Below are 25,426 nucleotides of genomic sequence, written 5' to 3'. Positions count from 1 at the left end.
GGGCAGTCGACGTGTCGGACGCAGCGCTACTGAAGGGCCTCGTCGACGCTGCAGCAGCCGATGTTTTTGATCTCGGCCTCGGTGAGCTTGGCAAGTTCGGGGTTGTCCGCGCCCATGCTTTCCACGCTGCAGCAGCCGATGTTCTTGAGGTCGAAGTCGGCGATCTCTTTGGCGGCCGACGTACGCGCAGCCTCCAACTCCGGAGAGCTGCAGCAACCGGCGTTCTTGATCATCGCGTCGCCCATGTTGCTCAGTGCTTCTTTGAAGGACGGCTGCTTGAGAGCCTCCAGCGCAGAGGCGCTGCAGCACCCGGCGTTCTTGATGGCGGCTTCGCTCAGCTTCGAGACCTCGCTGATCAGCGACGGCTCCCGCAGGGCGTCGGCGACCGAACAGCAACCGATGTTCTTGAGCTCATCGGCGGCGGAGATAGCCACTGTGTCGCCACCGCTCAGCGAACGCAGACGCTGCACAATGTCAGGGTTAGAGATGACAGCGCGTCCCTGATCGTCGAACTCGACATCTGTAGGTGAAATGAAGTCCTTACCGGCCATAACGTGATCCTTTCTCACCCTTACATTCGAATTGTCGGCCGACGGGAGTCGCTAGGTCGGCCACTGGTATGGAAAGCTATTCCGGCGTTTGCCTGAGTGTCAATGGCTGAGTCATCGACACGCGAAGATTTCCCGATAGTCGTTCTTGGCGTAAGACGCGCATAACGTACTATTACGCACATATTCATTTGCTTCGAAAAGCCTGAGAATATTCTGGCCGTATTTCTGCCGTGTAATTACGACAATAGGGTATGGATGAGAACGGTGCAAATTGGTCGCGCTTTATCAACAGTGGGGATACTGCTTTGGTGCAAGTCAGGTCAGGACAGTCGCATCTCAGGCCAATGCGCGGTTGCTTCGGACCCGAGTAGTGTCTGCACCCTGTCATATAGACGGACGTAGGTCTGTAGGCGTTCGGCGGGGACCGTGGAGTTGCATTGCGTACTCCTGCGAATGGCGGCGTAATCACACCCCACGATCGCCTCGGCCAGCAGGTCGGTATACCGGCCGCCGGTCGCGCCGCCATCGACTGCGCTCAACGCCTGCAGTGTATTGATGCGCATGACCTGGTCTCCGGCGCGGGTAGCAAGCGCGACAAGCTTGCGACCTAGCGCGATAGTCCGCCGGTCTGCCCCGAGCCGTTCTGCGGAATGAGCGCCGGCCGCGAATAGTCGGAAGAACTGGGGCAGACGCACCGGTGGAACCGTATCCCAGTCGCGGTCCAGCAACAGCTGCGTCACAAGGGCGAGCAGTTCGTGGGCCTGTACATCGACACCGGCATCGATCAGGCCGTGCAACAGATGACAGCGCAGCGCAAGCTTGAGGTCGTCGTCCAGCTGGCTCGCTGACGCCACTACATCGAGCGCTGCATCGACCTCGCTCAGCTCGATTTGGCACAAGAACCGCGTCTCCACAAGTGCGCGTCGATATGCAGTTTCGGCCATCTTCTCCACGTCGTCGACGAAACTCATCGCGGCGGCGTAATCGGCAGTGGCAAGCCACGACTCGACGGTGTCAACGACGTAGGCGTTCATCACCGCAGGACGAAGCAGGGGGTCCGCACCGATGAGGCAACGCCAGTCTTCCGGCGTAATCCGGCAGCCATCAAGCTCAACCGTCTCGTGGTGAGCCAACTTGGCGGCAACCGCCAGGCGACTGCGGCCCTGGCTACGGTGCCCCGCAAGAATGTCGAGGCGTCCAAGATTTATCCAGGGTTGGATCGCCTGTGCCAACACGCGGTGATCCGAGGGGACGAACCGCCCGACCCAGGCGATGTGCGCGTGGCACACCGCAGCGGCCACATCCGTATGCCCGAGATGGCTGAAGATGAGTGCCGCCTGATTGAGCACCGTCGCGTTCGTCGCCGCCGGGCTCGATGGTGCGGTATCGAGTTGTGCGATTAGGCAGCTAGCCCACCCGTCTAACGGACTCTTTGGAGGTCGCTCGTACGGCCACAATAAGCCGGTCGGGCGGCGAAACCCCGCCGACGTGACTTCGACCGCCGAGGCGCGACTCACCGATCGACGGACCGGTAGGTATCGCTGCATCGCGCCGCTACGCCTGACACGATCCTCCTTCAACGGATTCCAAACGTATGCGTGGAGAGCGCCTTCGGCGTGCATACGGATTGCTATTCACCGCACGGCCACCGACGATTTACCTGTGATGACTCCGTGCAAGAAGAAATAGCTTCTCGAAGCTGCATTGGCGCAGTTTTTTGCCCCATTATCCGACCATGCGATCAGCGCTGTGACAAACTGCGCGCCTATGGGCAGTATCTCGCCAGTCATAAACGCAGAACCGTGCAGTCTTGCCTCAACGCAGTACGCTCGGGGCGTTTGTGCGTACCGCATTTTCGACTGGCTCGTATCGGGCCGCGCGATAGGACATCTGCGTATCGCGGTATCGCCGTGGTCAGTACTGGTGCCGCACTTGAATTCAAGTGTGGTCGCCAGGAGACGGTTTGGTGACGGGCAAACGCCGTGACGCAGATGCAGGTCACCTCGAAGGACGGGTGTTGTAGGCGTTGGTTGTGGTCATCAGCAACGGCCAGGCGCCTCTTCCGGGCCAGGCCCCGCCGGAGTCCGCTTGTAACCTCGTTCGGGCAGCTCCCATCGGCGGATGTTTCGGTGCCCGACGCTTTGAGGATGCCTGATCGAGTCCTCTGGAGAGCACGCGGTCGGCAACATATATGCGCAACTTGCCGATCGGGCACGCCCCTTGTGGCGGCGAGGAACGTCGCATCGTGTTGACCACCCCGTTGAACCTGCTTGCCACACTGGAGCATTCGCTGCGGCCGCCGATTCCACGGATGGTGAGTCTGATTGAGCGCCAACTGGATTCCGCGCCGGGAGTCGTCAACGGCGGTTCCGCGCATGTCTACGCCCTGGTCAAGTGTTTCAACTTGGCGGCACTGACCGAAGCGATGTTCGGCCGCGCCGCGATGGCACGGCGCCTATGCGAGGCCGAGATCAGATGGCTCGAGCGGTCGGCCCATCTGTCAGCCAACCCGGGCTTGATGGCATTTGCGTTTCAACCCTGGGTGAACTTGGTCCGCCTCGATCGCGCCGAAGGAAACCTGTCCTCGGCCGTCAAGCGACTTGATGTCCTTCGGAGCGCATGGCAGACGAAATATGCTGCCCTGGGCGATGTTACGGTCTCTGCCACCGATTGGGCCTCGCTGCTCAGGCAGGTGGATGTGCTGCCACAGTTCCTTCGATTCAATTGGACCCACGAAAGCCTGCTGTGCGCACTCCGCGCGGGTGAATATAGCCAGATCGAAACGATAGCGGCCGAGCTGCGCGATCACGGCTCGGCCGCCGAGCTGCACAACATGGTTCTCGAGTCGCGCCTGATCGCCGGCCGACTGGGGTATCGGCCATCCGATGCCGCGGTGGAACAGGCACGATCACGGGCGACGGCAAGCATGGTGGGGGCAGTGTTCGCCGTCCGGCTTGCGGAGCTGCAACTAGGCGGCGGTTCCGTGGTCAGCGCTGACGTGTCCGCCCTCGATTCAGCGGCCAAATACCTGCTAGGCCGCCGAGTTGGTGGCTGGGAGCTTGCCATGTTGCAAGCAATCGTCGCCGTTGAGTGGGAACTCAACCGCGAGGCCGTAGTGCGGTGGGCCACGACCGGATACGACGCGGCATGTCGCCTCGGGGACGAGGTTTTCGAGCGGTGGTTCGCAGATGCGTGCGCCCGCGCACTCGAGGGGCAGCAGGTATGGAAGGAGCGGATCGAGGAGTCGGAGGAGCGGTCCTGGCATTCGGCGATTCGACGCAGTGAACACCAAGACGATAAGGCGCGCTGCGCAACCCTCGAGCGGATTTCGACCCGGCTGCTCGATATCGCCGAGCAAAGAGTCGGCGCGTGTCAGGTGCGACCAGACACCGCGCAGCGTGGTTTCCACTACCCGCCCATCGAACGCGGTAGTGCCATCGCGCCCGTGCTGGTCCAAGGCATTCGGCCAGAACTCGATGATCCGACCCGCGGCACCGCGATCTTGCGGTTCAGCACGAGACGGATCGACTCGCTTGGACCGGTCATCGATAAGGACACCCCCGAGACCGTTCGATCGCGCATCGAGTCATGGGACTTCGCGGGTCAAGCCACGTTTGCGGCGAAACCGTACCCAGCGGCGATCAGGACGGCGACATCGGTCACCGCATACGTTCTGGCAAGGATGGCACGACAGTGTCGGCTTCTGTTCCACGATGACTTCGACGAAAACGACCTAGAGGTCACGATCCGTGTTGACCGCAAAGATGCGTATTTACAGCGGCAAGCCGCTCACATCGACTGGTGCAAGGGCACCGACTTCGATCCGGGCGACTGGGAAGGCGACGCGCCAAGTCGCGCGGCAGGCAACACATTTCGTGCCCTAGAGAACTGCCATTCGATCGACTGTATTCTCGGGGGACCTCCGACGGAATACTTCGTGGAGGAACAGGTGGGCATACTTCGCCTGCGGCAAGAAGGCGGTACGCCGTGGAAGATTCAAGCCATCGACTTCCCAAGCCCGGGGCTGCCACAGCCCGGTTTGACCGGCGAAATTCTGTATCGGCCGCCCTACACCATTCACCAGTTTCCCCCCGCTACGCGGTGGCAGCGCAATAACCCTCTGCGGCTGTTCATTTCGTTCGACTATCGGCTCTAAGACGCCAGTTGTGTCGACCATCGAGTTGCAATAGCTAACGAGCCCATGAAGTTAACAGAGCGCCGCGTGCTGCACCGTCACTGTAAGGTCCGCGCAACGCATAGCTCCGTGAGAGCCTCGGGGCAACACCCTCATGTCGGGCGGCCGGAGACAACCGGTCCCGCCCCAAGACAGCTGTGAGAGATGGTCGCCGGACCGCTGGGTGGAGGATCTTACGCTCAACCGTGTTCGGAAGGGTTGGGTGTAGTTTGCGCCGGAGATCGATTCATCTGAGGAGGCGTCCGCTTCTGACACTTCCTGATTCTGTGCTGCGCGGGACGCTTCGTCGGGAAGCGGCTGCGCCAATGTGCCTTCGTAACCCGGCCAGTTTCGTAGCACGGGTAGTCCGGTGTCATCGCCACCATTGTTGATGTACCGGCGCTGAGTGATGGACGCTCGATGCCATCGACACGCTCGAGACCCACTACGGCACACCGCCGCCGCGCCAGCCCTTGGCGCTGGCCCATGCCGCTGCGAGATATTGTCAAGACCTGCGGATGAGCGAGTTTCAGGCGGCCTCCTCGGTGGTTGGCGGTTCGTCGAGTTTCCCGGGTAGCAGTTCGCCGAACTGCTGGTGGATGTCGAACAGGCCGCCGTGCAACAGCAGTAAGGGGGTGCCGCTCGAGTCGTGTACCTCGTAGTGCATCCGCACGTCACCTGGCTGTGCATGTCCGATCAGTCGTGTTTCGCCTCGTAGCGCAGCAGGACCGTGCCGCCCGGGAAGGTGCGGTTCTCCAACAGTCGCAGCGAGATCCATGACGGTAGTGTCGGGAAGAACGGTGTGCCGCCGCCCACGGCGGTGGGCGTGACCACGATCCTGTACTCATCCACCAGTCCGGCCTGCACGATCGGTGCGGCCAGCGTCGCGCCGGCCACCTCCAGCCTGCCGTCGGTTTCGGCTTTCAGCTTCGTCACCACCTCGACCGGATCGCGGCGTTCCAGGCGGGAGTTCCAGTCGACGGACTCCAGGGTGCGCGAGAACACGACCTTAGGCATGTCGCGCCAGATGCGGGCGAAGTCGACGATCAGAGGGGTGGCGTCCGGGGTCTTGTCGGCGGTCGGCCAGTACGCGGACATCAGTTCGTAGAGCCGCCGCCCGTAGAACGATAGGGCGGTCTCCCGCTCGAAGTCGTTCCAGTACTGGTGCAGTTCTTCGCTCGGATCGGACCAGTCGATGTTGCCTTGTGCGTCCGCGATATACCCGTCCACCGACACGTTGAAGCCGTAGATGAGTTTGCCCATGCAGATCAGACTGCACCGAAGGGCAAAACTCATCGCGACGCCACATGAGATATTGTCAAATCCTTGTGGATGGGCGAGCGTCAGGCGGCCCCTTCGTAGTTGACGAATCGACCGGTCGTTCTATGAGTTTGCCCTTCTCGAACACAGCTCGGGCCCGAACGAGGGCGACCAGGTGCGGCGCGTTCACAGCGCGCCAGCGTGCCTCAGCGGCCTCGATCAGCTTGAACGCCATCGCGAGCCCGGCCGCCCGCGAGCCCGGCCCCTTGGTGACCTTGCTCCTCAAACGCACTGTCGCGAAAGTAGATTCGATGGGTTCGTCGTGCGCAGATGGATCCAATGCTCCGCCGGGTAGTGGTAGAACTCCAGCAGCACGTTGGCGTCGTCGACGATCTTCGCGGCGGCCTTCGGGAACTTCGCGCCGTAGTCTCGTTCGAACGCGGTGATCGCCGCCCGCGCCTTGTCGGCGTCCTCGGCCTTTTAGATTTCCTTCATCGCCGCCTGCGCGCCGGATGTGCCGACTTCGGAAGCGCAGCAAGGGCATTCGCCTGCTTGTGGAACCAACAACGCTGCTCCTTCGTCTGCGGGAAGACTTCGCGTAGCGCTTTCCAGAAGCCCAGCGCACCGTCGCCGACCGCGAGGATCGGGGCACGCATGCCGCGGCGGCGGCAGTCGCGCGGCAGGTCGGCCCACGACTCGTGCGAGCTGGGCTCCCTCCATTATTACCGACTGGTTGGTGCCATCTCCGCGTGACCAACGTTGTGAGACACCCACACCTAGGTGTACGAGGCCATGAGAATTCTCGCCAAAGAATTCCTCTTTGCGCACGCATGGACATCAGAGCAAGAGCGCGCAAATGCCCTCGGCATATGGAACGGTTTTACCGCTCCACTTTCCCGTTATGGTGTGGGGTGTAGGGGTTTGATTCTTTGGTGGCGCGCTCCGAGCATGGCCCGCGCGAAGGCGTCGGCTCGGTAGCACGCTCCATTGTCGGTGATGATCCGCTCGATTCGGGTGATGCCGAGCGCGGCGAACCATGCTCGGGCTCGGTGCATGAATCCGATTGCGGTAGTGGCCTTCTCGTCTGGAAGCGCTTCCGTGTAGGCAAGGCGGGAGCTACACCTAGGTCTCGCGCCCATGGCTGTCGCGCATCTTGACACCCCGCATCTTGAGCTGCTGCCAGACGGCGGTGTGGTCGACGCCGAAGTGGTCGTCGATGCGATACAGCGACTTGCCATCGGCATACAACTTCACTGCTTCATCAACCTGATCGTCCGTGAGGCCGCGCTGGCGGACATGTCGCAGGCCTTGCGTTTCAGCGATCCCTGCATCACGCGTGTATTTGCTCATTCGCGTGAATCCGTCTGCGTATAGGCGAATACTCAGGACATTCACAAGGCCCCACCTAGTTGCCAACGAAAGAAGTCCGTAATTCCGTGGGGAATTTCAGGGGCGTGGATAGGGGATGAAAACATCATGACAAGAAACACCTTGGGACGGCGAGCTCGGATCGCCGCGGCCGCCATGCTCCTTGCAGTCGGCGCCGGGGCCGGGCTGGTCGGCCTTGCTACGCCGGCCAATGCCGCCGACCAGTACGTCGTCGTTGCGGTAGGACTCGCGAACGATAACCCGCCCGTTGTGTCCATCGGTGGCATGTCCGTCGGAACCGACGAGCAACAGACCGGCATTAACGCGCTATCCAACTGTCAGAACAACGGCGGTAGCCACTGCGTCCTCGAGGCCAGTGCCAAGAACGCTTGCGCCGCAGCCGCTGCCAACGACTACGGCGAATTTGCAGGCGCGACCGACGCAAATCTCTCTGCGGCCCAAAGCGCCGCCACGAGTAAGTTGCAGAACCAACAGGGCGCACACATCGTGGTGTCGGGCTGCACCAACCCGCAGCAGCCTCCGAGCCAGCCTCCGGCCCCCAAGCAAGGCCCGACGGTCTCTTGGGATGTGGTCGTGGGTGGTCTGGAGGCCCACATCACGGACCGCAGCGGCGTGTCGTCGCAGTGCACGTACGCGACCGACTACATCAACCGCAGCTTCGCGCTGCCGGCCAACTCCACCTACGACCTCAGGATCGTTCCGGCGATTCCACAGTTCCGGAATTGGACGGTGACGATCACCTGTGACAACGGCACCAGCACTACGGCCACGCACTACTTCTGAGCGAACCGGCGAGCTGTCTGCTCACACGCGATCAGCGGTGAGCAGGCCGTTATCGCCTATCCGCGACTGCAGTTCGGGTTTGCCGGCTTTGTCGGCCATGCGCAGACGTTGAGGTAGGTAGTGGTTTCGAACCCGCCGCCATCAAAGACGCCGTAGGCGTCGCCGTTGGTTCCGGTGTAGGTGGCGCCGCCGCCCCCTCCTCCGCCGTTTGAGGTCACGATGGTCGTCACCTGCCAGCCCTTGCCTTCGAGCGCGGCCTTGTACGCGTCCATCACCTCATTCGGTGATCCGTTGACTTGGAAGTACGTGTGGATGCCGCTGTCCGCAATGTTGTCAGGACCTTTGGTCTGCTGACTGTTCGGCGGTGTGGGTAACAGCGATTGCACGCCCGCGCCGCCTGGGGCGGCCGTTGCCGTGCCCGGCGACGTTGTGGTCGCGGCTGCGCTGGGGGCAGCGGTCGCGGCTGCGGGGCTGCTGGAAGTCGCGCTTGTCGCGGCTTCAGTCGTTTTCTGCGTCCCGGAGTCTGAAGAACCGCTGCAAGCCGAGGCAACTAAACCGATCGCCATCGCCACGGCTGCCAAGGCAGAGGTGTTTCGGGTTTTGCGCATCATGATCATTGCCTTTCGTCAACCGGCACCGTACCAACGAGTACGGATCCGCTTCGGCAAAACAATCGAAAACGTTTCGCAACCGGACCCTGGCGTGGAGGGTGTTCGGTCCATCCGCTATCCACCGATGGCGTCGATGGGTGGCCATTCGTTGGAGCCGCGAATCTCGAAGTGCAGCAGCCCGATTCGTGAACTCAATTGCGCGCGAGGCTAAATCAAATGAGACAACCCTTGATGGATTCTTGATGCCGGTTTGCGCCTGCCCGCCGAACAACTCGAAGGAACAGAAACCGCAGTTCAAGACGTACTTCCCGCCGCGCTGCGTGACCGGCGAAGCCGTTTGCGATTGAGAGGCAGAGCCCCTCGATGTCGGCTTGGGCGACTATCGCCGGCCGACCCGCTTGCTCTAACCCAAAATGCGTCTCGAATCTGGAGAAACGCGGTCGATCAGATCTTGTCCAGCTATCGAGCAGAATGGCGCGATTTCGTAGGAGAACCCGATAATGTGGTCGTTGACCTCGCGGTTGATGACCGACTCGGGCGCAGGCAGGTTACCTCATGTATCGCGTCAGCTCACTCGCCGACGCGAACAACCATTTCTACGGTAAGCAGCGAGTGCGGTTGTTGCGAATCTATCTGAGCGCTACGACATTTCTCTATATATACGGGGTCGTATTCACGCTGTTTCCGGTGCGCGCCGACCTTACCTATGGCAACCCGATCGGCGGAATCATCGCCATCTTCCTCGGGACGTTGGCGCTGGCGTACCTAGCTATCAAGCCGGATCGCGTCACGTTGGCCACCGTGATTGCGATTGCGGCCACCCCCATCGTGATGGCCTTTCACGTCACGATGACTGCCGAGTACGTCTGCTTGATCGGCCCGATGTTCCTGGCGATGTACCTGCGGGCATTCCATCCACCCCACCATGCGTGGGCATTGATCGTTTCGCTCATTGCTGCCTGCGTGATCGCCGTCGCTGTCGCTCCGGCGCCGCACGTGGGTGTCATTACCTTTCTCATCATCGTCGTGGCGATCACGGTAGCGGCCGAGTCCTTCGGACTTCTCATGCGTGCGACGTTCACTGCGGCATGCACGGACCCCCTGACTGGTCTCCTCAATCGCGCGGGCTGGGAGATCGCAACGACCGATCTGCTTGCCCGGTCCCGAGCGGCTGCGGCAACCGTCACTGTCGTCGCTCTCGACATCGATGGTCTCAAGAGCCTCAACGACACATACGGACATCAAGCCGGGGACCGTCGCATCACGGAGTACGCACACCACTGGGCACAAGCCGTTCCTCGACGCGCTGTCTTGGCCCGACTAGGGGGCGACGAGTTCGCCGTCTGCATTGCCGGGGAAAGCCCCGACGTCGTCGAGGAGTTCCTTCGCAGTATTCAGTTGAATACGCCCGCGGTGAGCCTCGGCACGGCCACGCAGACACCGCTAAACGCGAGCATCGCGGAACTGTATGCCCAGGCCGATGCCGCCCTATATCAGAGCAGGGGACGTCCCCTCCGTGATGATTTTGGCGGCGCCGCCAACGCGTAATCGTCATCGGGCCGAATTGATCAACCCTGCCTTTTCGAGCCCGCGCCCTAATGCGCGGTTTGTCATTTCGGGACCGAAGACGCCCACAAATAAGCGGTCCCGGCCGTCGGGGGGTAACGGCCGGGACCTAGGCCTCCGCGAAGAGGCAAAATTGACAATACCGTAACTTAGCTGTCTTCGCTACTCTGTCTGACCTGGGGTTATTTGCCTGGCCGAAGGGCATAAATGCAAGACAAGATGGTTCGCTATTCGCTCGGGTCCTGTAGCGGGGACGCGTTTGCCGGCCCGCGACGACATTTTCGGCCCAACATACCGACACGGCGCAAAAGGTACGTTACCATTTAACGGCCGTGCAAATTTTCGTCTCGGAGATGGGTTATCTCGATGCGCGTAATGAGCGGGCGCGACAGGGAGCATTGGTTTCACGCTGTGACTATCAGCGCGATCTTGGCAATGGTTTTAGCTGTAGCTGCGTGCGGCGAAGTCGCGGAAGCGGGACGGACGGATAATCGAACAGCCGAGAACACGCTGTCTGTGTTGGCCTTCAATGCCTCCGAGCCCGGTTGGAACGCCGTTCTCCCGGCGTTCGCCGCTACCCCCGAGGGCAGCGGCATCACCGTGAGCGCCTCCTATGGAGCGTCCGGCGATCAGGCGAAGGCCGTCTTAGACGGTCAACCGGCTGACGTCGTCAACTTCGCCGACGAACCCACCGTCACCCAGCTTGTGAAGGCCCAGCGGGTCGCCGCCGACTGGAACGCCGGCCCGGATCGGGGCAACCCGTTCGGTTCATTGATCACTTTGGTGGTGCGTCAGGGCAATCCGCGGCAAATCCACGACTGGTCTGATCTGCTACAGCCGGGTATCGAAGTGATCGTTCCCAATCCGACACCAGTGGGCTCCGGAAAATGGGCGTTGCTCGCCGGGTACGCCGCGATGAGTGACGGAAACAAGGATCCCCAAGCCGGCATGGACTACATCCGCAGCATGGTGCTCGAGCACGTCAAGATCGGCCCGACGACCCTCCGGGAGGCCACCGACGCCTTCAACAGCGGCAGTGGCGACGTGTTGATCACTCCGGAGGCCAATGCCATCAACCTCGAAAGGCAAGGCAAGCCGGTCGAGCACATCACGCCGCCTCAGACACTGAAGACCGACTATCAAGTCGCGGTCGTGAGCACCAGCGCGCACTCGGACGCCGCCGCCCAATTGGTGAGATTCCTCTACACCACCGAGGCGCAGCGGCTGTGGGCCAGAGCGGGCTTTCGCCCCGTACAACCCGACGTGACAGCGGAATTCGCCCGCGACTTCCCAGTGCCGCCAACGCTGTGGACGATCGCCGACCTGGGAGGCTGGAGACAAGTCCAGCTTCGATTCTTCGACATCAAGAACGGCTCGATCACACGCGTCTTCAACGAGGCGACGCGGTGATCAAGCGTCGGTCCGCTTGACAGTCGGTCGATATCCCATGGCGCAGGGCCGTCGCGGTATGACGCATCCCAAGGCAGTCCCGTCTGTCGTTCGTGACTGGTGGGCCGCCGACCACCGAAAGGATCGGCCATTATCTCGGTGCCACCGTCGTCGGCTCCGATGAGATATCGGGAGCCTGTTCCTTCGGTCGCCGGGTCGCCAAGATGCAACCGGCCAGGATGAGCGCGAGCGCGGCCACGTTCCATGCGGTCAACGGTTCGTTCAACACGATCACACCGGCCGCCAGGGCCACCGCCGGATTGATGTAGGTGAAGACCAGAGCGCGCGCCGCGCCGATTTCACGGATCAGCGCGAAGAACACGATGAACGCAATCGCCGTGCAGATCACCGCGAGCCCTCCCAGCGCCAAAAGCACACGGGTGGAAGGCATTTGGTCGGGCCAGGTCGCGGCCGCGGGCGCGGCGTACACAAGCGCGGCGAAACCCAGGCACACCGCAGTCATCGGCAAGGTCGGAACGTCTGCGAGGTATCGCGCGGCGATCAGCGGGGCGATTGCGTAACACGTCGCCACCAGAAGCACCTCGATGACCGGCCAGGTGTTCCCGCCGATGTTCGGGCCTGCGAGCACCGCCACGCCCGAGATGCCGATGGTCAGACCGAGAATCCGTTTGACGCCCAGCCGTTCTCCGCCGGTGACGCGGTCTAGGAACGCGGCGATGATCGGCGCTGCGGCGATGAGTAGACCGGTCATCGAGCTCGTCAGATGGCGTTCGGCGTCCGACAGCAGCCACCACGCGGCGATGATCTCGAAGAACGCGAAACCCAGCAGCGCCTTCCAGTGGTTCCGCACGATCGTCGATGTTTGGCGCGAGAATGCGAGCGGCAAGAGAACCGCCGCCCCGACGGCGGTGCGGGCAAGGACCAGCACCGGCACCGATACGCCCTCGACCGCGACCTTGATCATCAGATAGGGGATGCCCCAGATGATGCTCATCGCGAGGAACAGGATCCATCCACGCGAGCCCACATCCATACCCTACGAAACGTGGACAACCGAAATTCCCGAGTGGCCGACGCTGTCGCCGCTGCCGGCGTCGAGCCGAAGATCAAGATTCTCGACGCCGACGCCAAGACCGCGGTCGCTGCCGCCGAACAACTCGGCTGCGAGGTCGGCGCGATCCCAACAGTCTGGTCTTCGAGTGTGACAGTGAGCCGTTGCTGGTGATGTCCAGCGGTGCGCATCGGGTGGACACTGAGTCGTCGACGAGACTCTTGCGCAATATCCGCTCATCTGGACCGCGGCCGGCACGCCCGACTCGGTGATGCCGCTGACCTATGAACAGCTGTTGACGGTCACCGACGGCGTCGCGCTCCGCGTGCGCTGAGCGCGTATACGCGCGCCGAAATCACCGAGTCAACTCCGTATACCGCGCAACGTGAAAGTCCGTTGACCCGAATTCGTATTGAAAAGCGGTGAGCCGCTTGAAGTAATGTCCGATCGCGAGTTCTTCGGTCATGCCCATCCCGCCGTGCAGCTGCACCGCCTGCTGACCGACAAAACGGGCGGCACGCCCCACAGTCGCTTTGGCCGCAGACACAGCCCGAGCGCGCACCTCCGGCGCGGCCTCGAGGTTGAGCACCGCCAGATACACCGCGGCAACCGCCTGCTCGAGCTCCATGTACATATCGACCATCCGGTGCTGCAACATCTGGAAGCTGCCGATCGGCTGACCGAACTGGTGACGCTGCTTGCAGTATTCGACTGTGTCTGCCAAGACTTTTCGCATACCGCCCACCGCCTCGGCACAGATCGCCGCCGCGCCTTCGTCGCGTGCCTGTGCCAGAGACGGCCACGCCTGACCTTCCTCGCCGAGCAGCGCGCCTCGCACACCGTCGAACACCAGGTCGGCGGCGCGGCGGTCATCGACGGTCCGGTAGTGATGCGCCTCGATCGCCGACCAGTCGGCGTCGACCAGAAACAGTGAGAGCCCGCCAGTCGTGCGCGCTGTGACTAGTAGATGCGTTGCCAGCGGTGCGCTCATGGCGACGATCTTCGACCCGCGCAGCACCCACCCGTCACCGAACCGCTCGGCCACTGTCGACACGTCTTGCCAATCGTCACCCGAGTCAGGTTCGGCGGCGGCTAACGCGACGATCGCGGTTCCCTCGACGACCTTCGACAGCAACGCAGTGGCGCCGGCTCGCCCGAGCAGTCCGCCCGCCACCACGACGGTGTCCACATACGGCTCGATCACCAGCGCGTGACCCAGCGCCTCGGCGATGACCATCACTTCGACTGCGCCGCCGCCGATTCCACCGACATCTTCGGGCAGCGCAGCGCCGAGGATGCCGAGTTCCTCGGCCAACCCTCGCCAGATATCCGGCTGCCAACCAGCCCCGGTCTTGGCGGCGGCGCGGCTCTTCTCCAGGTCGTAACGCGTCGACAGAAACTTGCGAAGCCCGTCGCGCAGCAGTTCCTGTTCCTTGCTCAGATTGAAGTCCATCTACAGCCCCAATGCCGCCTTCGCGAGAATGTTCCTCTGAATCTCGTTGCTGCCGGCAAAAATTGAGCCGGCCCGGTCGTTGAAGTAATGCAGCGGGGCGGCGGCCTGCCACGGCTCGCCGCTGACATATCCGTCGGCAGGCGGCTCGAACTCGGACACCGGGCCCCCAGGCCGCGTCGCGTGCGGCTGATACACCCGCCCGCGTGGACCGGCCGCCTCCATCGCCAATTCGGTTAGCGCCTGGCTCAATTCGGTGGCCAGCACCTTGAGCATCGACGACGCTGCGCCCGGATTGCCGCCCTCGGACACGGTGGCCAACACGCGATACTCCAGGATCTCCAGCACCTCCGTGCGGATACGGGCATCGGCGAGCTTGCGCGCAAACGCCGGATCGTCGATCAACCGCCCGCCGGCCGGCGCCGGCTGATCCGCGGCCGCCGCGGCGATCTCCTCGGCCATCACCTGTAGTGCGGGCGACGACGCGCCCCCGCCGCGCTCGAACTCCAGCAGGTACTTTGCAACGGTCCAGCCGTCGTCGATCGCGCCGAGAACATTCGACTTGGGCACCCGCACCTCGTCGAAGAAGACCTGGTTCTGGATCTCCTCGCCCGACGTCATGACCAGTGGCCGGATCTGAATGCCCGGCGACGTCATGTCGATCAGCACGAACGTGATGCCCTGTTGTTTCTTGTCGGTCCGCGACGTGCGCACCAGGCCGAACATCCAGTTCGCCTCGCGCGCATGCGTCGTCCAGATCTTGCTTCCGGTGCACAAGAGGTGGTCGCCGTCGTCGACCGCGGCCATCGACAGCGATGCTAGGTCGGAGCCTGCCTCCGGCTCGGAATACCCCTGGCAGAAGAACACTTCGCCGGTCAGGATCCGCGGCAGGAAGTACTCCTTCTGCGCCTCGGTGCCGAACGCGATGATCGCGTGGGCGACCATCCGGATTCCCATCGGTGACAGCGACGGTGCTCCGGCCAGTGTGGATTCGCGGCTGAAGACGTAGTGCTGCGTCAGGCTCCAAGCACAACCGCCGTAATGCACCGGCCACGCCGGCGCCGCCCAGCCGCGTTCGTGCAGTATCCGCTGCCATTGCATGCTCGCGGCGTGGTCGGCGTAGACGCTCGTCATGAGACGGCCGGCCTGCCGCAGCTCAGGCGTCAGCTTCTCCTCGAGAAACGCCCGCACCTCATCACGAAATGCCAAATCGGCGGTCGACCACGTCAGGTCCATCGACATTCCCTCCGTCCGCGGGGCGTGATGCAGACAGAGTAAACCTAGTTAGTTAAGTGAGCGACGGCAGGTCGCTGCGTTCCGGCATAATCGGGATTGTGGAGCGGCGACGAGACGGCCGAGACGACCAATCCCCGATGGCCCTTCTTGCAGACCTGCCGGCACTGGTGGTGCTGGAACGTATTCCGGTCCCGGTTCTCGCCATCGCCGAGGACGGCACGATCCTGTTCGCCAACACAGCGTTCGCGGAGATGGTCGGCCGCACTCTTGACGCGGTCAAGGCGCTCAGGTTCGGACAGATCTTTCACACCATGCCCAGTGACGGGTCCGCTGTATCGGCTGTGCGGGCGCATGCCGATCTGGTTGTCGAATTGATACACGAGGACAGCTCGATCGTCCGCGCCCGGATGAGCAAGTCCGCTTTGTTGCGCGGCGACGACCCAGTGGCCCTGGCGACATTCCAGGATCTGACCGAACGGTTGTGGGTCGACGAACCCTGATTACTCCGCGAGCGGCATCGTCGACTGCCGCAGCGACTCGCGCGCCAAGAACTCGCAGAAGTAGGGCAACGATTCGGCGCTGACGATCGCCGGCAGCAGGACCGTCCATGTGCGGGCGACCCGTTCAAGGACGTCGGCTCCGGCGGCGGTCGCGTTCGACAACAGTTCCGCCCCCAGCATCGCGGCGACAATCGTTTCGCTGACAGCCTGCGCATCGAGGTCCGCGCGAAGGTCACCCTCGGCGACGGCCTGCACTGTGGACGCCGTCATCTCGGTCACCCAGCCGGCATACGTGCGGGCGGCGGCGTCGTTGAATTCACCGAACGCGCGCAAAAGGTATGTTCCACTGCGGGCCACCTTGTCGGTACTGAGCTGGTCGGCGACGACGAAGACGCCATGGATGATGCCTTCGAGCGCGGGCGCGGATGATTTGGCGATGCCCTGGAAGGCGTTCATCAGGTTCGCGCTGGCTTCTTCGATGATCGCGGTCGCCAGCGCTTCCTTCGAATCGAAGTGGTAGTACAGCGCACCCTTGGTCATCTCGGCGCGCTCGATGATGTCGCCCAATCCGGCAGCCGGATAACCGATCTCGTTGAACACCTCGACCGCAGATGTGATGATCTTTCTGCGAGTAGCCTCGGATCGGGCCTGGCGCACCATTGTCCGAGTACCTCCGGAAGTTCCGTCGGCCTACCCGGGTGGTGAGGGCCTGGACCGGGATCCTAATTGATTCGGTCACAGGGGTCGCGCCTTCTTCATCGCAATCGCTGTGCGTCGCTTGATGAACTGCGTCACATAGGCGATCCGCTCAGGTTTGGTGAAGCCGGGCAACACGATCACCCACACACTTTCGAACTCGCGCAGGAACCGCTCAGGCTCGGCGAGATCGCCAGTTTGCCGCAGTCCCAGATACATCGACACCAGCAGCTTGGCGACGGTCTCGGGATCCGAGACGATGTCGCCTTCTTCGACGGCCTTACGGGTGATCTCGGTGAAAACCGCAACCCATTGCCCAAGCACGTCCCCCCGCAGGCCGTCGGTCTGCCCAATGGATTCCAGCAGATTGAGTCCTGCTCGAGCCGACTCGTCGCCGATGTCATCGATCGCGACGAGGAAGGAGATGTCGATCAAGGTCTCTAGGCCGGAGAGTTTGCGGGCCAGCAGTTCGCCCACCGCCGCGCGCGCCACCTTCGCCCGGTACTCGACGATTGCCGACGCCAGTGCATGCTTCGACCGGAAATGGAAGTACATCGCGCCCTTGGTGACGTTCGCGTCGGCCAGGATGTCATCGAGGCTCACGAAGTTGTACGACTTGTGCGCGAACTGGCGTGACGCCGCGCGGAGAATCTGTAGCCGCGTGGCGTCCGCCCGTCTGTCGAGAGGAACGGTCACTGCGAGACCTCGAAATCTAGACGGCATCGCTGGCCGGCGGATAAACGCCGAATCCGTAAATTAGTCAATTCCCGAGGGCAAACCGGTCGGAGCGGCAAACGCGTCAACTGCCCTCCTCGATGGAATGAGCGAGCGCCCAAGGCAAATCAAACGGAAAATACCGTAAGTCATCCACTCCGCGCTATAACAGCGAAAAAGTATGTAAACTTCGTAATATGATGACTTCCGGTTCGGCGAGCGCGACAGAACCGGTATTTTCTCTTTTGAGGCCATATATGTCGCGCCCGAATCAAGCTGGGGAGCACCGAATTGTTGCTCCGTGGTATTTTACTGCCGTTGCCATAGCATGATCTGGCAAACCTCATAGAATCCCTGCGCGGGCCGTCGCAACTCTACGTCGGCGGGCGGTTCGCCTCGATATTTCCCTGTATGCTCGCTAGCCAAAGGTGCGGGTTGGCGCGCTGGTCGGCGCGGGCGCCGGCCTGAACAGCAATATCGAGGTAGTTAACGGTGGATTGGGACGACGAAGTCGACGTGGTCTGTTCCGGCTCGGGTGTGGCCGGGTTGGCACGCGCCATTTCGGCCGTCGACATGGGCGGCGAGGTGTTCGTCGCGAGCCCACATGGCGCGGCTCGCCCAGGCCCCAGCCCTCTGGCGACGCGTTCGCGGGTCGACAGCCTGATTCCGTGGCTGGATGTCGAAGTGTGGGATGCGGAGACCAACGAGTACTTCGCGGCGCTGTCGGCCGACGTCGGCCCGCTGAGACGATCCACGTCCGATGTCGACGTTCCAATCAGATCGGCGCACCAACTGGAGCCAGTCGACCCTCGTGGCACCGTCCCTCCGTTTGTTGGCGCCAGGCTTCGGGATTGGACCGCGCGGTGCCTGGCCTCGCCGTCCGGATATCTCTACACCCGGGTCTCCGATTGGCCGTCGGAGACGTTTCGTGCTCCCGACGGCGACACGATCGAAGTCGTCGAAATCGGGTCCATGACACCGGACCCCGATGACGTGGGCGGCTCCGTGGTCGATTGGCTGACCGCTCAAGCCCGCGACCGGCAGATCGAGGCGCAGCCGAACTGCGAGCTTCAGCGCATCCTATTCGAGGAAGGCGAAGTGGTCGGGGCGGTATTCAGCACACCGGACGGGCCACTGGCGATTCGAGCCTGGCACGGTGTGCACATCGCCGCCGACAGCCTTCAGAAGGACGTGTCCGCGCGGCAGGAATTCGCCGTGGGTACGGTGCCGCTGCGCATCTGCCTGGTCGGTCGGACAGGCAGCCGGTTCGGTCGCGTCGAGCTGCTGACCTCCGAGCCTCTCGCACACGGTGCCCCGACTTGCCGGCCCAACAACCGCGCGCTGCAGGCCGGCCTGGGCGAGACGCACACTTACTTACAGACGTGGCGCAGCAGAAAACTGAACGGGGATCCGCCCCTCGGCCAGTAGTGCCTCCATCGCATCGCCGGCGACGGGGCGGGAAAGCAGGAAGCCCTGAGCGCGGTGGCATCCGTGCCGTAGCAATGTCAGTGCAGCGGTTTCGGTTTCCACGCCCTCGGCCACCAGCTGCAGACCGAAGGCCTCGGCCAGCGCAATGACCGCCCGAACGATAGCGAGATCGCCGGGGTTGGAACCCAATTCGCGCACGAACCCCTTGTCGATCTTCAGCGTGTCGACCGGAAGGGACTTCAAGTGCGACAACACGCTGTACCCGGTGCCGAAGTCGTCGATGGCGACCTGTACGCCTACCTCCTTGAGCCCGGCGAGCGTGATGCGGGTCGTCTCGATGTCTTGGACCACCACGCTTTCGGTGATCTCCAGGCATACCGCCGCGCCTTCGAGCCCGAATTCGGCGACGATGCCGGCGACGGATTCCACGAAGCCGTCGGTGACCAACTGCACCGGTGAGACGTTGATTCGCAGCACCGCTTGGTGTCCGACACCGCGACCGCGCCATCGGGCGAACTCGGCGCACGCCGAGCGCATCACCCAGCGTCCCAGTTCTCCGGCCAGGTTGATCGACTCGGCCACGCCGATGAACGACTCAGGGGCGAGTAGTCCGCGCGTCGGATGCTGCCAGCGCACCAGCGCCTCGACCGCGAGAATCTCGCCAGTCCGCATATCGACCTCGGGCAGGTAATGCAGTAACAGCGAGCCGTTTTCGATCACGTTCTGCAGGTGAAGCTCGATATCGTTGCGAAACTCGTTCTCCAGCGACATGTCGTCGGAGAACGCCGCGACCTTGTTGCCGCCCGAACCCTTGGCGGTGAGAACGGCTTGGTCTGCCCGGCGGAGCAGATCCGATGTGGTGTCGCGGCCCGGAACGCCAAGTGCCACCCCGATGCTCACAGTTCGGGTCAGCATCTCGCCGTCGATGGCCACCCGTTCGCGGAGCGCGGATTGCAGGCGATAGGCCAGTGCCTCGGCAGTCTCGGCGTCCATCGGCATGGCCGGCACCACGACGAACTCATCCCCACCGAGACGGGCGATCAAGTTCGGGCCCTCTGCGCCTTCCCGCAGCCGTTGGGCGAGGACGCGGATAAACCAGTCGCCCGCGGTGTGACCGAGGTAGTCGTTGATTGCCTTGAGCCGATCGAGATCGAAGAACAACGCCGAGACTGGTCCTGGTTGCCCCGCGGCGAGCCGTTCGTCGAGGTGAGCCAACAGCGCGCGGCGGTTGTACAGCCCGGTCAGATCGTCATGCTCGGCCAGGTGGCGGAGCTGCTCTTCGGCGACGATGCGCGCCTGTACCTGTGCGAACAGCGACGCGATCGCCTTGAGCGCGTTGAGTTCTTCGGGTGTCCACTCCCTGTCGCCGAACTTGACGAAGCCGAGCACGCCGGTGGTGAGGTGCCCAGAGATGAGCGGCACACACGCCATCGAGGTGGTCGGAATGTGCCGACCCTCCTCGATGGTGCGCTGATACTCGTCTGTCGCTTCCGGCCGAAACACGGCCGGTTCCTTCAGGGTTTCGGCGAGCTTGAAGACGGGGTCGGCGTCCACAAAATAAATCAGTTCGAGAGGATCCGGATCCGGCACGTCGGGTCGCACCGGCCATTCCGCGATCAATCGCGTGGCGTGTAGCTGGTGATCGTTGTAGCGAAGGAAGCTCACGTCGACGGCGAAGTGCTCGACGAGCTCGGCGAGCACCTCGCGGCTTGCCACGGCCGAGGTAGCCGCATTCACCGCCATCAATCGCGTTGCGACGGTGGTGACCACCAGTTCCAGGCTGCGCGGCAAATTTCACTCCATGCTTGACTGCGAGGCCATCGGCAAGGAGCGGAGGCTCCGTCGGTTGCTGCGCACCGTGGTTTGGGGCGCCTCGCTGAACCTGAGCACCAACACCTGGGACTCGTCATCTCGTGTTCTGGCCAGTCTACGGAATTTGACCCGCGCGTCATGTAGCGCTGCAGCGAAGGCAGGGGAGAGCTGATGCAGGTCGTTGTCGTCGTGGGCATAGAGGAACACCGGCGAGACCGGCTGGATTGCCAGCCCATCCTGCTGTGCGCGAATCCACACCGCTTCAACGGCTGAGCCGCCCCGCGCATAATCCGTCAACGTCTGGCCGGTAACCGAAACCACGCCCAAGGCCGCGCATGAGTGAACTCGCTCGCGGGTGTCGTCGCCGAGCGCGGCGCCGCCACCCCATCGCGCCAGAAATTCCATGACCTCCGGCCGTCGCAAGATGTCCAGCTTGACGAGATCCGTCGGATCGAGTTCCAAGCTTCGGACGTCGATACCCGTCTCCGGCGATTCGTCGTCGGGAAAGCGAATCTCCGAGAACATCTCCTTGTGCAGGCGGGGAGTGAGGTAGCGGATACGGTCGACCGTGGCGAGGATGTCTGCGGCGGTGCCGATGTCGTCTCGCGAAGCCATCAGGTGCAGCCGTGCGCCTTCGCGCAGGGCAGCAGCCGTCAGCGCCTCGACGGTGTGATCGGGGATCTGGCTGCGCATTCCGCGGTGGCGGTTTGTTTCTCTGCGAAGCATTGCCGTGTACAGCTGCGCAAGTTCGGGATCGCGACGTCCGTCCAGCCGCACCGTCGCGCGCAACGGCGACTCGTCGTCTTCGCGGAAGCTCACCGCACCGAGGACGCCGTGCGCCGCGGCCGCGACCCGTGCGTTGAAGATCGCGGCCCCGACGGCGACCGCACTGCCTCGGTATCCGATGTCCATGGTTGATGTGTGCTCCGGCGCCAGTGACACGCTCACCGAGTCCGGCTGCACGTATAGCCGCCACGGTTGCGAGTTGCCTCCTGACGGGGCACGGTTCGCCGCCGCTGCAACGATCTCGGCCGGTTCTGTCGGCTCAGTCTTGGATCGGTCGTCGAGCATCGAGGGGCGGAAACCGCTTGGTGCGGTTGGTGCCTCGGGTGTCTCGAGTGTGTCGCCGATGTCAATGCGAACCCGGCCCGACGGCAGTGACTCCCCGAGCCCGATTCGCCGGACGGCGTCGGCGATGACGCTCGCACCGATGTAGACCTCGCCTGCCAGCTGTGGCCATGTCGATAGCGACTCGCCGACCTCGACCAGCGAAGCCGCCGTCCGGGCTGACAGTTGTGCGCCGTCGAGGATGCGAAGCACATGGGGAACCTTGTCGCGACTCGTCAGGCCCGCCAGCGCTGCGGCATCCATATCGCCCAGCAACCCGTGCAGGATGGGGCGCGCGTGGTCGAGGTCGTAGCGTTCGATGTCGGTGAGCCCACGGTCACTCGTCGCCATCAGCACCGGAATACGCCCGGCCCGTGCGGCTTCACGCACGAGGACTTTGATGTCCAGCGAATCACATTCCTCCACAACGACATCCAGTCCTTCGACAAACTCATCGATGGACTCGGCCGTGATTCCGGATGTCACTATTTGCACGTCGATGTAGGGGTCGACTTCGGCGATCCTTCTGGCGGCGACGACAGCTTTGTTCAGTCCGAGGTCGAACACCGTCGCCGGTACTCGATTCAAGTTTTCCAGCTCCAGATCATCGAAGTCGGCAAGTCGAAGGTGACCGCACAATCCTTGCGCTGCAAGCGCATGTGCAACGACGTGGCCAACGCTCAACCCGACGATGCCGACCCGGAGTTTTCGGAGCCGGGCCTGTTCGCCGGAGGTGATCAGGTTTCTGTTGCGGTCCAGTCGGACAGCCTCAAACGCGCGACGGCCGAGAACGCTGACAACTGCTCGGCGCCAGGGGTAATACGCCCACTGCATCGGTTCGGTGAGCAGATCGGAGTCGCGTGCAGGACGCAGACGCCGAACGCTGGCGGCCTGCTGGCTCCGCGTATCGATGAAATCGATCCGCGAATCTGCCCGGAGTTCGTCGAGGACGTGGCGATCGTGCGGATCATCGGGGTTAAGGATCAGTGCGGTGTGATCACCATCGGTGACACCGGAACTCACACGGAGCTCACTTGGGGTGTGGCCACCTCGTCGAGTTCATCCAATTGCTCGTTCAGCGTCTTGATCTCCACAACGGTCTTCGAAGCTTGTCCTGGCTCAGCGTGGTTGGCATACGTCTGGCGGTCCCACCACATCACCTTTGTGCGGTAGCGGTCATCTGGATACGGAGTCGCAGGGATACGCGATGCCACCACGCCGCCCGAGGCGACCCATCGAGCGATCACATGCGATGCGGCCGTCGCCAGCGCGAATTGCACACCGAGGACTGCCGTCGAATGGAGTGGCAGGCGAGCGATGATATTGGTCAGCGAGTGTTTGCGATCGAAATCATCGGCCACCCATGCCGATTTCATTTCGAGGACACCGAACGGCAGTCTGTCGGCGATCATCTTTCGCACCTTCAATAGGCCCGGCTGCTTGGCCCATTCGATCACGGCATGTGAATCGTCTGCGCAGTTCAGTGGACCCTTCGCCCGAAGGCCGCCTACGACTCGACCGGCGGTGTCGATCGTCGCCCAGAACAGGCTCGTATCGTCGCCGCTTCGGATTGCGGCGATATCCAGTGCACATTCCACGCCATGCCTGCGATAGCTGCGCTCGGCGCCGCGCAGGTACTCGTGCCAGAGATCGGGGTCCACCGTAGGCTGTGACATCACCACCGTGCATGCGGCATCCGAATCCCAGAAGCTGACGTTTCCAGCCAGCCGGTATTCGGGGCAGATTGTGGCGTCCAGCTGAGGAACGGTCATCGTTGTCCCATCTGTCGGGCAGCCGGGCGAAACAAGCTGTCGCGGCGACTGCCGGGTATCCGCATCCGGCCGGTATGCGAATACGCGAAGATCAGTATCTCGCCACAGGTCACTCAGTTTCTAGCTAGCGGCGCGATCTTGTCTCGAAAACAGATTTTGGCGCATGAATGATGCATTGGGTATGACTTCTCCAAATGCGATACGGCAACTCCATGAGCGCCAGTAATTACTGGTTAACGCCGCTATTTTATCGGATCGGCGAACTCAGCGCCAGCCTCGCAAATTGCCTGGCGGCTGCGTTGGGATTTCGGGCATTGTTTCGCTATCCGTCCGGTGAGTTTCCATAATTCGGCTGGGTATAGCCCTGCGCACGGTGGGGCCGGCGAGGTAGATGGCTGCTTGGAAAGTCGGATGCCCGTCCACACCGTGCCAAAAGGGGCAGTCGTTGCATGTGCGGCTCACGCGGCGGCCTGCCGCGCTCAGGTCATAAGTACGGATTTGCCGACCGTCGCAACCTGCGAGTGACACCCTGATGCAGGTGAAAGAGGAATACCCGCGGGCGGGCGGCGGGGGGTTGCTCGTGAAGGATGTTGGCCGGCTCTTGTTGCGCTGCGCCGACCGACCGGGACTGGTCGCAGCGGTCAGCGGTTTCCTCGCGGGCGCAGGGGCAAACATCGTGTCCTTGGATCAGCACTCCACCCTGCAGTCCGGCGGCACCTTCATGCAACGGACGATCTTCCATCTCCCAGGCCTGACCGCGGCGCGCGACGCCCTTGAACGCGATTTCTCCGCTCAGGTTGCGTCTCGGTTCGACATGGACTTTCGGCTGACCGAGGCCTCCAAACCCAAACGAGTCGCCATCATGGCGTCCAAAGAGGACCACTGCCTACTCGATCTGCTGTGGCGCAACCGTCGCGGCGAGCTCGACATGTCGGTTGTCATGGTGATTTCCAATCACCCGGATCTCGCCGAACAGGTCCGCCCGTTCCGGGTGCCGTTCCTTCATGTGCCGGCGACCAAGGACAACAGGACCGAAGCAGAACAGCGCCAGCTCGACTTGCTCCGCGGAAACGTCGACCTGGTGGTGCTGGCCCGCTACATGCAGATCCTCACTCCGCGACTCCTGGCCGAAGTGGGCTGTCCGCTGATCAACATCCATCATTCGTTTCTGCCGGCGTTCATCGGCGCCGCCCCGTATCGGCGGGCCAAGGAGCGCGGCGTCAAGCTGGTCGGCGCGACCGCGCACTACGTAACCGAGGACCTCGACGAGGGACCGATCATCGAACAGGACGTGGTGCGGGTGGACCACCGGCACACCGTGGAGGACCTGGTGCGGCTGGGTTCCGACGTCGAACGCCTTGTTCTTTCCCGTGCGGTGCTATGGCACTGTGAGGATCGCATCATTCGATACGGCAACCAGACGGTCGTGTTCTAGAGCGGGTAAGGAGAGCAGTGGTGAAGAAGTTCAAGGGGCTCGACGAGTTCGTGGCAGCCGAGGGCAGCCAGCTCGGTCCCACCGACTGGTTGGAGGTCACGCAGGACCGCGTCAACCTGTTCGCCGACGCCACCGACGACCATCAGTGGATTCACATCGATCCGGAACGGGCGGCGAACGGGCCGTTCGGCGGAACGATCGCGCACGGCCTGCTGACTCTGTCGCTGCTGCCGCATTTCACGCATCAGCTCTACACCGTCGACAACATCACGATGGCGATCAACTACGGCTACAACAAAGTTCGGTTCATCACCCCGGTGCGGGTGGGATCAAAGATCCGGGCACGCGGCGAGATCGCCAAGGTCGATCAGCTCGACAGCGGCGTGCAGGCGACCGTGACGGTGACCGTCGAAATCGACGGTTCGGATAAGCCTGCAGCGGTGGCCGAGTCGATCGTCCGTTTCATCGGCTGAGATTTCCT

24 protein-coding genes and 2 pseudogenes are annotated in these 25,426 nt (G+C 62.7%); 10 read left to right on the top strand and 16 right to left on the bottom strand.

Going from position 1 to position 25,426, the window contains the following annotated elements:
* Positions 1–26: 26 nt before the first annotated feature.
* Positions 27–551: a hypothetical protein gene (locus VJV41_RS13950; RefSeq protein ID WP_325334646.1), complete on the bottom strand. Its 525-nt coding sequence runs from the start codon at positions 549–551 to the stop codon at positions 27–29.
* A 320-nt stretch (positions 552–871) separates the two neighbouring features.
* Positions 872–1,900, bottom strand: coding sequence for a hypothetical protein (locus VJV41_RS13945; protein WP_325334644.1), 1,029 nt, complete (start codon positions 1,898–1,900; stop codon positions 872–874).
* Between the two features lie 896 nt (positions 1,901–2,796).
* Between VJV41_RS13945 and VJV41_RS13940 the strand changes: the two genes are divergently transcribed.
* Positions 2,797–4,707, top strand: coding sequence for a hypothetical protein (locus tag VJV41_RS13940; RefSeq protein WP_325334642.1), 1,911 nt, complete (start codon positions 2,797–2,799; stop codon positions 4,705–4,707).
* A gap of 547 nt (positions 4,708–5,254) precedes the next feature.
* Here the strand turns inward: VJV41_RS13940 and VJV41_RS13935 are convergent.
* The 5 genes and pseudogenes from VJV41_RS13935 to VJV41_RS13915 form a co-directional block, all read right to left on the bottom strand.
* A complete protein-coding gene (locus VJV41_RS13935) occupies positions 5,255–5,392 on the bottom strand; it encodes a hypothetical protein (protein ID WP_325334639.1) in 138 nt (45 codons plus the stop codon).
* 29 nt (positions 5,393–5,421) lie between these two features.
* Positions 5,422–5,988: a dihydrofolate reductase family protein gene (locus tag VJV41_RS13930; RefSeq protein WP_325334637.1), complete on the bottom strand. Its 567-nt coding sequence runs from the start codon at positions 5,986–5,988 to the stop codon at positions 5,422–5,424.
* Between the two features lie 55 nt (positions 5,989–6,043).
* A pseudogene (locus VJV41_RS13925) lies at positions 6,044–6,689 on the bottom strand (transposase); the annotation flags it as partial.
* A 179-nt stretch (positions 6,690–6,868) separates the two neighbouring features.
* Positions 6,869–7,100 (bottom strand): annotated as a pseudogene (locus VJV41_RS13920) (IS481 family transposase); the annotation flags it as partial.
* A gap of 7 nt (positions 7,101–7,107) precedes the next feature.
* A complete protein-coding gene (locus VJV41_RS13915) occupies positions 7,108–7,335 on the bottom strand; it encodes a hypothetical protein (protein ID WP_325334635.1) in 228 nt (75 codons plus the stop codon).
* 126 nt (positions 7,336–7,461) lie between these two features.
* On the opposite strand from VJV41_RS13915, the gene VJV41_RS13910 reads away from it, so the two are divergent.
* Positions 7,462–8,157, top strand: a complete 696-nt coding sequence (locus VJV41_RS13910; protein ID WP_325334633.1) for a DUF4189 domain-containing protein — start codon at positions 7,462–7,464, stop codon at positions 8,155–8,157.
* A 56-nt stretch (positions 8,158–8,213) separates the two neighbouring features.
* Here the strand turns inward: VJV41_RS13910 and VJV41_RS13905 are convergent, their stop codons facing one another.
* A complete protein-coding gene (locus tag VJV41_RS13905) occupies positions 8,214–8,543 on the bottom strand; it encodes a hypothetical protein (RefSeq protein ID WP_325334631.1) in 330 nt (109 codons plus the stop codon).
* Between the two features lie 43 nt (positions 8,544–8,586).
* On the opposite strand from VJV41_RS13905, the gene VJV41_RS13900 reads away from it, so the two are divergent.
* The 3 genes from VJV41_RS13900 (at position 8,587) to VJV41_RS13890 (ending at position 11,744) form a co-directional block, all read left to right on the top strand.
* Positions 8,587–8,979: a hypothetical protein gene (locus VJV41_RS13900; RefSeq protein ID WP_325334629.1), complete on the top strand. Its 393-nt coding sequence runs from the start codon at positions 8,587–8,589 to the stop codon at positions 8,977–8,979.
* Between the two features lie 344 nt (positions 8,980–9,323).
* Positions 9,324–10,316: a GGDEF domain-containing protein gene (locus VJV41_RS13895; RefSeq protein WP_325334627.1), complete on the top strand. Its 993-nt coding sequence runs from the start codon at positions 9,324–9,326 to the stop codon at positions 10,314–10,316.
* Between the two features lie 393 nt (positions 10,317–10,709).
* Positions 10,710–11,744 carry an extracellular solute-binding protein gene (locus VJV41_RS13890; RefSeq protein ID WP_414684951.1) on the top strand — a complete coding sequence of 345 codons (1,035 nt, stop codon included), beginning with the start codon at positions 10,710–10,712 and terminating at the stop codon, positions 11,742–11,744.
* Between the two features lie 130 nt (positions 11,745–11,874).
* Here the strand turns inward: VJV41_RS13890 and VJV41_RS13885 are convergent, their stop codons facing one another.
* A complete protein-coding gene (locus tag VJV41_RS13885) occupies positions 11,875–12,771 on the bottom strand; it encodes a DMT family transporter (protein ID WP_325334623.1) in 897 nt (298 codons plus the stop codon).
* An 18-nt stretch (positions 12,772–12,789) separates the two neighbouring features.
* Here VJV41_RS13885 and VJV41_RS13880 point away from each other — a divergent pair, with 18 nt between their 5' ends.
* Positions 12,790–12,969, top strand: coding sequence for a hypothetical protein (locus VJV41_RS13880; RefSeq protein ID WP_325334621.1), 180 nt, complete (start codon positions 12,790–12,792; stop codon positions 12,967–12,969).
* A gap of 181 nt (positions 12,970–13,150) precedes the next feature.
* Here the strand turns inward: VJV41_RS13880 and VJV41_RS13875 are convergent, their stop codons facing one another.
* Together VJV41_RS13875 and VJV41_RS13870 are read right to left on the bottom strand one after the other, a co-directional pair.
* Positions 13,151–14,248 (bottom strand): acyl-CoA dehydrogenase family protein, encoded by a 1,098-nt coding sequence (locus VJV41_RS13875; RefSeq protein WP_325334619.1) that lies wholly within the window; start codon positions 14,246–14,248, stop codon positions 13,151–13,153.
* The gene (locus tag VJV41_RS13870) at positions 14,249–15,481 is read right to left on the bottom strand and encodes an acyl-CoA dehydrogenase family protein (protein WP_325334617.1); all 1,233 of its coding nucleotides are present in this window, start codon (positions 15,479–15,481) and stop codon (positions 14,249–14,251) included.
* 137 nt (positions 15,482–15,618) lie between these two features.
* Between VJV41_RS13870 and VJV41_RS13865 the strand changes: the two genes are divergently transcribed.
* Positions 15,619–15,981, top strand: a complete 363-nt coding sequence (locus tag VJV41_RS13865) for a PAS domain-containing protein (RefSeq protein WP_325334615.1) — start codon at positions 15,619–15,621, stop codon at positions 15,979–15,981.
* On the opposite strand, the gene VJV41_RS13860 is transcribed toward VJV41_RS13865, so the two are convergent.
* Positions 15,982–16,641, bottom strand: coding sequence for a ScbR family autoregulator-binding transcription factor (locus VJV41_RS13860; protein ID WP_325334613.1), 660 nt, complete (start codon positions 16,639–16,641; stop codon positions 15,982–15,984).
* 75 nt (positions 16,642–16,716) lie between these two features.
* A complete protein-coding gene (locus VJV41_RS13855) occupies positions 16,717–17,373 on the bottom strand; it encodes a TetR/AcrR family transcriptional regulator (RefSeq protein WP_325334611.1) in 657 nt (218 codons plus the stop codon).
* A gap of 510 nt (positions 17,374–17,883) precedes the next feature.
* On the opposite strand from VJV41_RS13855, the gene VJV41_RS13850 reads away from it, so the two are divergent.
* The gene (locus VJV41_RS13850) at positions 17,884–18,819 is read left to right on the top strand and encodes a hypothetical protein (RefSeq protein WP_325334609.1); all 936 of its coding nucleotides are present in this window, start codon (positions 17,884–17,886) and stop codon (positions 18,817–18,819) included.
* Here VJV41_RS13850 and VJV41_RS13845 read toward each other — a convergent pair.
* The 3 genes from VJV41_RS13845 to VJV41_RS13835 are packed head-to-tail and all read right to left on the bottom strand — an operon-like array spanning position 18,766 to position 23,510.
* A complete protein-coding gene (locus VJV41_RS13845) occupies positions 18,766–20,562 on the bottom strand; it encodes a putative bifunctional diguanylate cyclase/phosphodiesterase (protein ID WP_414684953.1) in 1,797 nt (598 codons plus the stop codon). The genes VJV41_RS13850 and VJV41_RS13845 overlap by 54 nt on opposite strands.
* 51 nt (positions 20,563–20,613) lie before the next feature.
* Positions 20,614–22,761, bottom strand: a complete 2,148-nt coding sequence (locus VJV41_RS13840) for an Rv1355c family protein (RefSeq protein WP_325334605.1) — start codon at positions 22,759–22,761, stop codon at positions 20,614–20,616.
* A complete protein-coding gene (locus VJV41_RS13835) occupies positions 22,758–23,510 on the bottom strand; it encodes a hypothetical protein (RefSeq protein ID WP_325334603.1) in 753 nt (250 codons plus the stop codon). Before VJV41_RS13835 ends, VJV41_RS13840 begins: the two co-directional genes overlap by 4 nt.
* 532 nt (positions 23,511–24,042) lie before the next feature.
* Between VJV41_RS13835 and purU the strand changes: the two genes are divergently transcribed.
* Entirely contained in the window at positions 24,043–24,945 is a 903-nt protein-coding gene (purU, locus tag VJV41_RS13830; protein ID WP_414684950.1) for a formyltetrahydrofolate deformylase, read from the top strand.
* Positions 24,946–24,965: 20 nt separating this feature from the next.
* A complete protein-coding gene (locus VJV41_RS13825) occupies positions 24,966–25,418 on the top strand; it encodes a MaoC family dehydratase (RefSeq protein ID WP_325334599.1) in 453 nt (150 codons plus the stop codon).
* The last annotated feature ends 8 nt before the right edge of the window (positions 25,419–25,426 follow it).

Source organism: Mycobacterium sp., from assembly GCF_035274705.1.
Lineage (GTDB): Bacteria > Actinomycetota > Actinomycetes > Mycobacteriales > Mycobacteriaceae > Mycobacterium.
Note: the sequence above shows the minus strand (reverse complement) of the source record. Positions and strands in the feature narration are given on the sequence as shown.